We start from the raw sequence: 11327 nt of genomic DNA on the forward strand, positions 1-11327 counted from the left end.
GGTTCAGAGGTGCTCGTACTGCATGGCCTGTGCACGACCGACGGCGTCCTCGCGCTGTGGGCCGAGGATGCCAGGCTGCCCGCACGCAGCGAGAGCACGCGTCGGGACGCACCGCACCCGTTCGCTGCGACCGCTGAATCGCTGGCTGAAGCCCTCGGGCAGGAAAGCGTCAAAACGACCACACGCGGGTTGCTGCTGCCGTCGTTCTCGTCGGGACCGATGGCGTCGCCGGAGCTGGTGCGCGACCCGTTGTCGGCGGGACGGGCGCAGCGCGGCAAGGTGCAGCTGCGGCAGTGGGGTGTTCCCACGGTTCGTCTCGACGGGACGGTCGAACGCGGTGCCGAGGTGCGGCTGAGCGACTCCGCGCGGTTCGTGTTCGACGTCGCGAAGTTCGCCACCGACCTCGTCGACCGCGGACGCGTCCTGCCGTCGGTCGCGCCGGACCAGGCCGTCGCGCGGTGGGTGCCGGTGCTGTCGGGAACGGACTCGGCGCGGTTCGCGGCGTTGCAGGCCGCGATGCCGCCCGCCTGCCGCTGCGAGGAGATCGCGGGCGACCCGGCCGAGCTGGTGCGCGCGGCGCTCACCACCGCCGTCGACGAACAGGTGCGCGTCCGGCTGAACGGCACCGGCCTCGTGCCGAAGCGACGTGGGCGCGTCACGACGGCGGAAGCCTGGCTCGCCGCGCTCACCGGTGAGCCCGCCTTCGACGCGGACCCCGTGGAGCTCTACGAACTGCGCGAGCAGCTCGACCGGTGGCGCGACAGCGCGGGCAACGAGAGCCCGGTGCGCACGTGCTTCCGGCTGCGGTCGCCCGAGCAGCGCGACGAGGACGAGTGGGCCGTCGAGTTCCTGCTGCAGGCCGTCGACGAGCCGAGCGTGCTGGTGCCCGCGCAGCAGGTCTGGTTCGCGGACGACGGCGTGCTGCGGCGGTGGATCCCCGCGCCGCAGGAGCACCTGCTCGCCGACCTCGGCCGTGCCGGCAAGCTGCACCCCGACCTCGACGAGGCGTTGCGCGCGTCGCACCCGGCCGAGCTGGAGGTCAGCGCGGAGGGCGCCTACCGGTTCCTGACGGCGGCGCCCGTGCTGGCGCAGGCCGGGTTCGGCGTGCTGCTGCCCTCGTGGTGGCAGCAGCGGACGAAGCTGGGGCTGAAGCTCTCGACGAAGAGCCGCGGGACGGCGGGCACCGTCGCCAAGGAGAGCGAGATCGGCCTGAAGTCCATCGTGGACTACAAGTGGGAGCTCGCCCTCGGCGAGGACGCGCTCACCGACGCCGAGCTGGCCGAGCTCGCCAGGGCGAAGGTGCCGCTGGTGAAGGTGCGCGGGCAGTGGGTGCAGGTCGACCAGAAGCGCCTTGCCGCGGGCCTCGCGTTCCTCAAGCGCGGCGGCGGCCAGATGACCGCCGCCGAGGTGATGCTCCACAGTGGACTCACCGAGGAGGACGAGAGCCTGCCGCTCCCGCTGGTCTCGGTCGAGGCCGACGGCTGGCTCGGCGACCTGCTGTCCGGCAAGGCCGACGAGCAGCTCGAACCCGTCGAGCCGCCCGCGAACTTCGGCGCCCGGCTCCGCCCCTACCAGCAGCGCGGCCTCGCCTGGCTCGCGTTCCTCGACAAGATCGGCCTGGGCGCGTGCCTGGCCGACGACATGGGGCTCGGCAAGACGGTCCAGCTGCTCGCCCTCGAAGCGCTGAACCGCGCGCACGGCAAGCGGCCGCCGACGTTGCTGATCTGCCCGATGTCGGTCGTCGGCAACTGGCAGCGCGAGGCCGCCCGCTTCACGCCGGAACTGTCCGTGCACGTCCACCACGGCGCCGACCGCCTCGACGGCGACGCGTTGCGCGAGGCCGTCGAGAGCCACGACCTCGTGCTCACCACGTACGCGCTGGCCGGCCGCGACGCCGACGCGCTCGGCGACCTCACCTGGGACCGCGTGGTGCTCGACGAGGCGCAGAACATCAAGAACAGCGCCACCCGCCAGTCCCAGGCCGTGCGGCAGCTCAAGGCACGCCACCGCGTCGCGCTGACCGGCACGCCGGTCGAGAACCGGCTGGCCGAGCTGTGGTCGATCATGGACTTCGCCAACCCCGGCGTGCTCGGCACGATCAACACGTTCCGCGCCCGCTTCGCCGTGCCCGTGGAACGCCACAACGACCAGGACGCGGCCGCCCGGCTGCGCAAGATCACGAACCCGTTCGTGCTGCGCCGCGTGAAGACCGACCCGCGCATCATCAGCGACCTGCCGGACAAGGTCGAGATGCGCCAGCTCTGCAACCTCACGACCGAGCAGGCCTCGCTCTACCAGGCCGTCGTGAACGACATGCTGGAGAAGATCGAGGAAGCGGAGGGCATCGGCCGCAAGGGCCTGGTGCTCGCGACCATGTCGAAGCTCAAGCAGGTCTGCAACCACCCGGCGCACTTCCTCGGTGACGGCTCACGCGTCGCCGGCCGTTCCGGCAAGCTCGCGCGCCTGGAGGAGGTGCTGGAGGAAGTGCTCGCCGAGGGCGACAAGGCGTTGTGCTTCACGCAGTTCACCGAGTTCGGCAGCATGCTCGTGCCCTACCTCGCCGCCCGCTTCGACACCGAGGTGATGTTCCTGCACGGCGGCACGAACAAGGCTTCTCGCGACCGCATGGTCGAGCGCTTCCAGGACGCGAAGGGCCCGAAGCTGTTCCTGTTGTCGCTCAAGGCGGGCGGCACGGGGCTCAACCTCACCGCCGCCAACCACGTGATCCACCTGGACCGCTGGTGGAACCCCGCCGTCGAGGACCAGGCGACCGACCGCGCGTTCCGCATCGGCCAGCGCCGCAACGTGCAGGTGCGCAAGTTCGTCTGCATCGGCACGCTGGAGGAGCGCATCGACGCGATGATCGAGGAGAAGCGCGCCCTCGCCCAGCTCGTCGTCGGCGCGGGGGAGAACTGGCTCACCGACCTGTCCACCGCCCAGCTGCGCGACCTGCTGACGTTGTCGGGGGAGGCCGTCGGTGAGTGAGCACTGGTCGGGGGAGCGCCCCCGCTACGGCAAGACCATCAAGGTCGACAACGGGATCAAGGCGCAGAGCAAGCGCGGCGACATCGGCGCCACCTGGTGGTCGCGCCGCTTCATCGAGGTGCTCGAGTCGTTCGGCATGGGCGGGCGCCTGACCAGGGGACGCACCTACGCGCGCCAGGGCCAGGTGCTGTCGCTGTCGTTGTCCACCAGCATGGTCATCGCGCTGGTGCAGGGCTCGCGACCCACGCCGTACAAGACGCGGGTCGCGATCAAGGCCTTCACCACGCCCGAGTGGCAGCGCATCGAGCACGCCCTCGCCGGACAGGCCCTGTACGCCGCCAAGCTGCTGGCCGGCGAGATGCCCGCCGACATCGAGACGTTGTTCGCCTCACTGGGCCTGCGCCTCTTCCCCGCCACGCAGCGCGAGCTGACGATGGACTGCACCTGCCCGGACTGGGAGGTGCCGTGCAAGCACCTCGCCGCCACCTGCTACCTGCTCGCCGAGTCGTTCGACAACGACCCGTTCGAGATCCTCGCCTGGCGCGGCCGCAGTCGCGAGGACCTGCTCGACCGCCTCCGCACGCTGCGCGGCACCACCCGCACCGCAGTGGCGCGCGAGGAGGCGCCACCGCTGACCCGCTGCCTGGACACGTTCTGGCAGAAGCAGACCACGACGAGCCTGACGCTCGGCGACCCCACCGCCGCGGTGCGGGTGGACGCCGTGCTCGACCAGCTCGACGCCGTGCCGATCACGGTCGGGCGCGAAGACCTCGTCTCCCTGCTGCGCCCGGCCTACCTCGCCCTGAACCGGCCGGCCGGGGACGACCCCGCGCCCGAGTGATCAGATCCGGCCGAGCCGCAGGAACACCGACTCGCCGGGAGCGTCGTCCACACCGTCGTTGTCCACCACGCCGACCAGTCGCCGCAACGGCCAGGACCCGACCACGGCAAGGCCTTCCGGCTTGTCGTGCGCGGTGGCGCCGTCCGCCTTGAGCGCGGGCAGCAGATCCTTGGCCAAAGCCTTGGACACCAACGGTTTCACGGCACCCGCGGGCACGGGCGTCGTGCGGCCGACGTCGACGCGGTAGACCTTCTTCGTCCGGGCCGCGTCGCCGCGCTGGTTGTCGCGTTCCAGCACCAGCAGGGTCCGGTCGTCCAGCGCGGTGATCTCGGACAGCCCGACCCACGCACCGGCCTGCGCCGTGTCGAGCGGGTACGCGGCGAACGCCCACTCCCCGGTCGCCGGCGTGTACCGGGCCAGCGTGGCCTGGCCGGGGACGTCCTGCTTCCACTCCCGCTGCACGGCGAGCCACACCTGCTCGGACTTGCCGCCGCCCACCGTGGTCACGCCTTCGAACCCGTTGCTGGTGGCCGCTTTCGCCACCGCCTCGGGCAACGCGACCTCACGCACGACGGCACCGTTCGCGGCGACCTCGACGAGCAGGTTCGGCTTCTGCTTGCCGTCGCCCTCCACCGCGATCCAGTAGCCACCGCCCCTGCGCGCGGCGATGCCCTCGCCGTCGTACCCGACGGGCTTGCCGTCCTTGGTCAGCGTCAGCTCCCGCCGGACCTTCGCCGGCGCGGCCACCGTGTCGATCGTCAGGATCCGGGTCGGGCTGTACGCCGAGTCCGTCACCGCCACGACGTCGCGGACGTTGCCCGGAACGCCCGAAAGCCCGGACAGGGCACCGAACCCGATGCCGTCCGACCCGATCGACGGCGTGCCTTCGTTGTGCGCCAACGACAACGCCAGCGGCTTGCGCGTCAGCCGGTACCCGCTGAGCGACGACCGGATGCCGTCCTCGGCCGAATCCTCCTCCGCGGACACCACGAGCGTGCCGGTCGCGGGGATCGGCAGCAGCCCTTCCGGCGCGACCCCGGTCGGCAGCGCCTGCACGAAGCGCGGCCTGCGCGGGTCGTTCACGTTGTAAACCGCGACGAGGTTGGCGCGCTCCAGTCCGACGAACGCGTACCTGTCGTGCCCGAACGTGGCGACCGCCAGACCTTCGGGCTCCACACCCTTGTTGTCGGACCGGCCGTCCGGGTACTGCCCCTGCTCGATCGCGATCTGCTGGAGCTCGTTGCCCGAGGACCGCACGACAGCGCCGGAGTCGGCGTCGAAGATCGTCCAGGTGCGCGAACCTCCCTTGTAGTCACCTTCGTCGGCGGTGGCGAGCGTGCGGTCGTCCAGCCAGGCCACGGCATCCGGCTCGCGGGCGGCGGTGATGGTCTCGGTGGGCGAGATCTGCTTGTCGTCCGCGGTGTCGACGTTCGCGACCGTGGCCGTGCCCGCCGAGAAGTGCCTCACGACCCTGCCGGAACGCAGGTCCACGATCGCGATGTGGTTGTTCTCCTGCAACGTGACGGCCACCTGGTTGCGGCCGTTGATGCTGACGTACTCCGGTTCGGGGTCGCCCGGCGCGACCTCGGCGAGCCCGGTCAGCCCGACCTTCCGCACCTTCCACGCGTCGGGCTTGCCGACCAGGTCGACGATGGTCAGGAACCCCGCGGGCGCCTGCGGGATCTCGCCCTCGTCGACGTCCTCGTTCCGCTCGTTCTCGACGGCGATCGCCGCGTACCGGCCGTCCTTCGAGATGTCGATCGAGTCGGGCTGCCCACCCAGCTCGTGGGTCGTGACGACGACCCGCTTGACCAGGTCGACGACGGCGAGCACACCCGACGGCTCGGTGTACGACCGCGAGGTGTTGACCGCGACCAGCGCGAGCCCGCCGACGACGTCGACGGACGTCGGCTCACCCGGCATCGCCAGCACACCGTCGGGCGTGAGCTTCGCGCCCGGCCTCGCGAACCCGATCCGGCGCGCGGGGGAGTCGGTGTAGACGACCAGCTTGCCGTCCGCGGTGGCCGCGGCGATCTCCGCGGCCGTGTGCTCGGCCGCCGAGCTGTTGCGGAACACCGGCATCGTGTCGAAGCGCTGGAACCGCTGCGGTGCCGACGCGGTGGCCGGTGCGGCCTGGGCCGCCGGGATGGCCGGGGTGGCCGATGCGAGCAGCAGGGCGGCCACCAGGCCTGTGCACAACCGGACCACTGGTCCTCCTCATGGGTTCGGAGGCGCGCATTGTGTCCGACGTGGTGGTCTGGCGGGTGAACGTCCGCTGATTATTCGGGGTGGGGTGGGTGGGAACGGTTGTGGGGCTGGGGTTGAGGGCTGCCCGCGACGGCTCGGGGGTGGTGGCCGGCGCGGGTTCGGACGCGGACGGACGGGGCGGCTCGGATGAGGTGGGCGAGGGCCTGGTCGCCGGCGCGGTGGTGCGGGTGTGGACGGGCGCGTGGTTGGGAGGGGTGGCGCGGCTGGCGCGCACCCGGTGGCGGAGACGGGGTCGCCTTCGTGCGGGCACGTGGGCAGGGCCGGACGGCGCGGTACGGCTTGGACGTGCTCCCCGGCGGGGTAGGACCGCTTGTGGGCTGTGGCGTCAGCAGGAGCAGCCCGTTGAACCGGACGCCGCTCATGCGTGCCCGGCAGCAGAGGCGGGCGCCTGGCTGCGGGCACGTGGTGGCGGGGACGGGCGGCTGGGGCCTGCCCGGTCACGCCGGCGGGGTTGGACGCTTGCCGAGTGGGCGCGCGTGGTGAGGGAAGGGTCGTTGGTGGAGCCGGATGGCGCGGTGCGGCTCGGGTCCGGCGGGCCGTCGAGTGGATGGGACCGTTTGTGGGTCGGTTCGCGGGCTGGCGTCGGTGGACGCAGCGGCTTGCTGAGCCGGGTGGTGCGGTTCGCACCGACCTGGCCGCGCCGTGTCGGCCCTCGGTTGGAGGGCGGGGACGGGTAGAGGCGGTACGGCTTGAGCGTGAGGTCCGGCAGCCCGGCGGGCGGGGTGCCGCTCGGGCCCGGTGTCGGCAGGCGCGACCGCTCGCTGGGCCGCTTGGCGCGGCTCCGGGCGCGCCCGGTGGCGGAGGCGGGGTTGCCTGCGCTCCGGGCGCGCTGGGGTGGGGACGGGCGGCTGGGGGCCCACCCGCCCCCGGCTCTGGGGGTCAGTGGTGGATCTTGGGCTTGGAGCGGTTGGCCAGGATGCTCACGCCCGCGCCGGCGAGGCCTACCTGCAGGGCCAGCTCGATCCAGTCGATGCCGGGGGTGTCGGCCACGCCCAGGACGGTGGCGGCCGCCGTGCCCAGGAGGGCGGCGACGATGCCCACCAGGATCGTGGCGAGCAGCGAGATGTGCTGCCTGCCCGGGATCACGAGGCGGCCGAGGCCGCCGATGGCGGCGCCGAAGATGAGTGCGGTGAACAGGCCCTCGATTTCCACGGTGGTTCCCCCTGGGACTGCGGCGGTTGCTTGCCAGTCCAGGGTGGGCCGGAGGGCACGGGCCGCGAATCAGGTCTTTCCCTGAGCGGTCCCTGAGTTCGCCCCTAGGAGGGTGGCGCCGGTCTCGGACAGCTCGCGGCCGGGGACGTCCGGATCGCAGCCCACCTTGGCCAGGCGGGCGCGGATGGCCGTGGTCGAGCGTTGCATGGCGTCGGCCAGGGATCTCGCCAGGGCCGGTGCGCTGCCCTCGGTGGCGGCGAGCCAGGTGGTGCGGAGCTCGGCGTCGAGGGACTCGGTCCAGGGCTGGTTGGCGTTGGCGTGGCGGGACGGGCGGGGGCGCAGGCGGGAGTGGGCGGTGAGGACGCGGGCCATGAGTCTGCCGACCGCGGTGCCGCCCTCGACCGGCATGCGCAGGCGGCCGTCCGCGACCACCTCGCCGGAGTCGAGCGACCCCAGCAGGTCCAGGACCAGGGACTCCTCGGAGTCCGTCGTCGCGCTCAGCCGGTAGTTGACCTCGCCGAGCTTCATCTCGTTGTAGAAGGTGGATGTCATGGGGTCGACGTTAGGGAGGGGGTCTGACGGTTTTTCGCCGGTGAGCGCTGCGGGCGGCTCTTGGTCGGGGGAGTTCACTCGAAGGGGTGGGGGCACACGCCTGCCCGCGCCGCTGAACAGCCTTGCGGGGCAAGGCTCACCCCGACGTCACCGAGCTCCGGCCCGTCCCGATGTCCGCCACGTCCGCCGCCGCACGTCCGGCACCCCAGCCCGCCGCCGACCGCACCGTCACGCGCGAGGTGCGCGTGCGCGTGAACATCTGCTCGAACAACGTGTCCACGGCCTTCTTGCGGTCCGCCAGCACCGGCAGCAACCGCTCGTCCGGCACGCCGGGGGCGTCGGAGGTGTCCGGAACGGACTCCAGCCGCTCCCCGATCCGCGACGCGAAGGCCACCAGGAACGACTTCCGGAACGGCCGCGACCGCGCCTCGCTGCCCTTCCCCGCCCGCCCGCCGACGGCGACCATCGCGCGCGTCGCCTGCACCAGCAGCGAGGTCGACAGCAGCTCGGTGCTCTCCAGGTCCACCTCGTCGCCCACCAGCGCGACGAACCCGAACCCGTCGTAGGCCACCGCCCGCGACCGGAACGCCGTCGCCACCACGTGCACCAGCTGCGACTTCTCCTTGAAGTAGCTCTTGTCCAGCCACAGCCGCCGCGAGGTCGCCTCCGCCGGCAGACCGGCGTCGAGCACGGCCCGCTCCAGCGCGTGCCGGTTCATCAGCTCCTGCGCCTTGGCCGACAACGCCTCAGCCTCCTCCGGGAACGCCGTCGACTCCGCCTTCGCGAGCAGGCCGCGCACCCGGTTGAGCACCTTTGGGTCCACGCCCGCGCGCACGGCCGACATCAGTGCGTCGCCCGGCAACGGCAGGATGCGCGGCAACGACGGCAACCTCCCGAGGAACTTCAGCAGCTCGTCAGCCGTCCGTGAGGCGTACGCCCGCGTCTCGATGTGACGGGTCGCCCACGCCTCCAACAGCGGCCCCTCCCACCACACGGAGGCGCCGATCTCCTCGAGCTGACGCCGCCAGCGCGGGTGCACGGTCGACTCCGGATGAGGCGAACAGGACAAAGCGATCACGTCCACCACGAGCGAGGTGGCCGACTCGTCGAGTGAGCGCGACACGATCTCGCGCACGTCGTACGGCAGCCAGCCCCGCTGCCACAGCCCGTCGACCGCTTTCACCAGTTCCACGCGACGCAGTATGAGACGTCCGCCATGTGCACAGGCCGGGGACCACCTGGTAGACACGGGATGTGATCGAGCTCCAGTTCCGCGGCCGGACCGTCGTCCGCGACCACGCGCTGGTGATGGCGATCATCAACCGCACCCCGGACTCGTTCTACGACAAGGGCGCCACCTATGCCGAGGACGTCGCCATGGAGGCCGTCCACCGCGTCGTCGACGAGGGCGCGGACATCGTCGACATCGGCGGGGTGAAGGCCGGCCCCGGCGACCGCGTCGACTCCGGCGAGGAGGTGCGCCGCGTCGTGCCGTTCATCGCCCGCGTGCGCGACGCCTACCCGGACCTGGTCATCAGCAGCGACACGTGGCGCGCGGACGTCGGCAGGCTCGCCTGCGAGGCCGGTGCCGACCTCCTCAACGACACGTGGGCGGGCGCGGACCCCGGGTTGGCCGAGGTGGCCGCGGAGTACGGCGCCGGGTACGTCTGCTCGCACACGGGCGGTGTGAAGCCCCGCACGCGTCCGCATAGGGTTAGTTATCCGGACCTCGTGCGGGACGTCATCGCGGAGACGACGACGCACGCGGAGAAGGTGGTCGCGCTCGGCGTGCCGCGCCAGAGCGTGCTGATCGACCCCACACACGACTTCGGCAAGAACACATGGCACAGCCTCGCGCTGGTGCGGCACACGGACGAGCTGGTGGCGACCGGGTGGCCCGTGCTGATGGCTCTGTCCAACAAGGACTTCGTCGGGGAGACCCTCGGCGTAGAACTGCACGAGCGCGTCGAGGGGACCCTCGTCGCGACTGCGATCGCGGCGTTGGCGGGCGCCGCGGTCTTCCGCGCGCACGAGGTGGCGCGCACCAGACGAGTACTCGAGTCCGTCGCTCGACTGTGAGCTGGAGGTATCAGGTGGACGACGTCTTCGCCCGGTTTTCGGACGACCGGTGGGACGACTTCCTCGACGAACTCGACAAGATCCGCGTGAGCGTGGTCGATCCCGCGGAACGGCAGCAGATCAAGGTGACCGCGCGCCGTGACGCCCGTGAGGCGGCCGGACAGCCGTTGCTCGTGCGCATGGCGCTCGCGGACCACTACCTGAACCTGCTCGCCATCGGCGTGTGGGCGGGCGACGAGAGCTGGCGCGCCGATCTGCGCGACCTGGTCGTCTCTCTCGTGCCCGAAGAGGACGAGTCGCACGACGACGCGCTGGTGAGCTCCGTCATCGCCGTGGCACTCGCACAGCTGCTTCAGGACGCACGGCTGCGTGGCGGTTCCGAGGCCGATCTCATCGCACGGTCGGCGTGGGAGAAGGCACAGGAATGGGCGGCCTACGCGGAAGACCGCATCGTTGAACGGTTGCTCTACCACTCCACGGAGGCCGGCGCGCGCGTCGTCACGGCGTCGGAGGTCCAGGAGGTCGTCGAACTGGCGACGGCCGCCGCGGACGACGACCACGCCGAGACGTTGGCCGTGCTGGAGGCCGAGGGGCTCTCCGCGGAGTTCATGAACGGCGTGTGGGTCGTGGACGGCGACTTCCGCAACCCCGTGCGTGCCGCAGCGCGCGCGATCACGCTCACGGGCTTCGGTTGTGTCCTCGCGCGCAACATCCGGTCATCCGCCGTGATGCTGTGGCACGAGAACACGCTCGCGATGGCGGACTCGAAAGTGCCGCGCTGGCGCGTCTACCCGATCCTCGCTCCCGTTACGCCGCAATCGAAGTTTTCCGGTGGTGAAGGCCTGCCGTTCACCCGCGAGACACACCCGTTGGCACCCGCGCCGGAAGTCGTGCGCCGGTTGGCGGACGCCGTAGGTGTCAACCTGTCCCATCTGCTGGCGGCATTGCGGTGAAAGGGTGATCTTTGCCTTTCCGCCACCTCGACTCGTTATCTTGGTGTCATGCCCAGATTTGCCGAGTTCGATGTGGAAGGCCTGCGAAAATCCAGCGCCGTCGCCGACTTTCCCTGGTCAGAGACGTGGGTCACGTTGATCCGCGTCGACGCCAAGGGAGTCGTCCGGCAAGCGAAGTCGTTGACCGAGAAAGTTTCTCTGCTGACCGTCGCGTCGGACAAGGACCTCGTCATCGCTTCCTGCCCGGAGATTTACGCTGTCGACGACCTGTCGGCGGCTCGTGCCGCCGTCAGGGCCTCGGTCGCCCGCGAAATGATGCCAAGCCTCGGATGAACACCTCCCTCCACTCGGGCTCAGCGGCGAGCGCGAGTTCGGGGGAAACGCCGGAGGAGCGTTTTCCGACCCGATTTCGCCCTGCTCGCGAGCGGCCTCGTCCCCGCCGCTCCACCTGAGACGGCGACCCCGCGAACCGCGACCCGTCCGATCTCCGCGCCGGT

The 11327-nt window shown here is 71.3% G+C and carries 9 protein-coding genes; 5 read left to right on the top strand and 4 right to left on the bottom strand.

From position 1 onward, the window contains the following. Nucleotides 1-9 precede the first annotated feature (9 nt). Together ACFWV3_RS37730 and ACFWV3_RS37735 are read left to right on the top strand one after the other, a co-directional pair. Nucleotides 10-2985, top strand: coding sequence for a DEAD/DEAH box helicase (locus ACFWV3_RS37730; RefSeq protein WP_382418712.1), 2976 nt, complete (start codon nucleotides 10-12; stop codon nucleotides 2983-2985). Then, nucleotides 2978-3826: an SWIM zinc finger family protein gene (locus tag ACFWV3_RS37735; RefSeq protein WP_382418713.1), complete on the top strand. Its 849-nt coding sequence runs from the start codon at nucleotides 2978-2980 to the stop codon at nucleotides 3824-3826. Before ACFWV3_RS37730 ends, ACFWV3_RS37735 begins: the two co-directional genes overlap by 8 nt. Here ACFWV3_RS37735 and ACFWV3_RS37740 read toward each other — a convergent pair whose 3' ends face one another. The 4 genes from ACFWV3_RS37740 to ACFWV3_RS37755 form a co-directional block, all read right to left on the bottom strand. After that, nucleotides 3827-6034: an esterase-like activity of phytase family protein gene (locus ACFWV3_RS37740; RefSeq protein WP_382418714.1), complete on the bottom strand. Its 2208-nt coding sequence runs from the start codon at nucleotides 6032-6034 to the stop codon at nucleotides 3827-3829. A 939-nt stretch (nucleotides 6035-6973) separates the two neighbouring features. Next, the gene (locus ACFWV3_RS37745) at nucleotides 6974-7246 is read right to left on the bottom strand and encodes a GlsB/YeaQ/YmgE family stress response membrane protein (protein WP_382418715.1); all 273 of its coding nucleotides are present in this window, start codon (nucleotides 7244-7246) and stop codon (nucleotides 6974-6976) included. A gap of 69 nt (nucleotides 7247-7315) precedes the next feature. Next, complete coding sequence (locus tag ACFWV3_RS37750) at nucleotides 7316-7798, bottom strand: hypothetical protein (protein ID WP_382418716.1); 483 nt, start codon at nucleotides 7796-7798, stop codon at nucleotides 7316-7318. A gap of 136 nt (nucleotides 7799-7934) precedes the next feature. After that, entirely contained in the window at nucleotides 7935-8990 is a 1056-nt protein-coding gene (locus tag ACFWV3_RS37755) for a DUF2786 domain-containing protein (protein WP_382418717.1), read from the bottom strand. Nucleotides 8991-9052: 62 nt separating this feature from the next. Here ACFWV3_RS37755 and folP point away from each other — a divergent pair, with 62 nt between their 5' ends. The 3 genes from folP to ACFWV3_RS37770 are packed head-to-tail and all read left to right on the top strand — an operon-like array spanning nucleotide 9053 to nucleotide 11163. Continuing rightward, complete coding sequence (folP, locus tag ACFWV3_RS37760; RefSeq protein ID WP_382418718.1) at nucleotides 9053-9877, top strand: dihydropteroate synthase; 825 nt, start codon at nucleotides 9053-9055, stop codon at nucleotides 9875-9877. Nucleotides 9878-9891: 14 nt separating this feature from the next. Beyond that, nucleotides 9892-10830: a hypothetical protein gene (locus tag ACFWV3_RS37765; RefSeq protein WP_382418719.1), complete on the top strand. Its 939-nt coding sequence runs from the start codon at nucleotides 9892-9894 to the stop codon at nucleotides 10828-10830. 48 nt (nucleotides 10831-10878) lie between these two features. Next, nucleotides 10879-11163: a hypothetical protein gene (locus ACFWV3_RS37770; protein WP_382418720.1), complete on the top strand. Its 285-nt coding sequence runs from the start codon at nucleotides 10879-10881 to the stop codon at nucleotides 11161-11163. Nucleotides 11164-11327: the final 164 nt, after the last annotated feature.

Origin of the sequence: Lentzea sp. NPDC059081, assembly GCF_042738015.1 — a bacterium.
Taxonomy (GTDB): Bacteria; Actinomycetota; Actinomycetes; order Mycobacteriales; family Pseudonocardiaceae; genus Lentzea.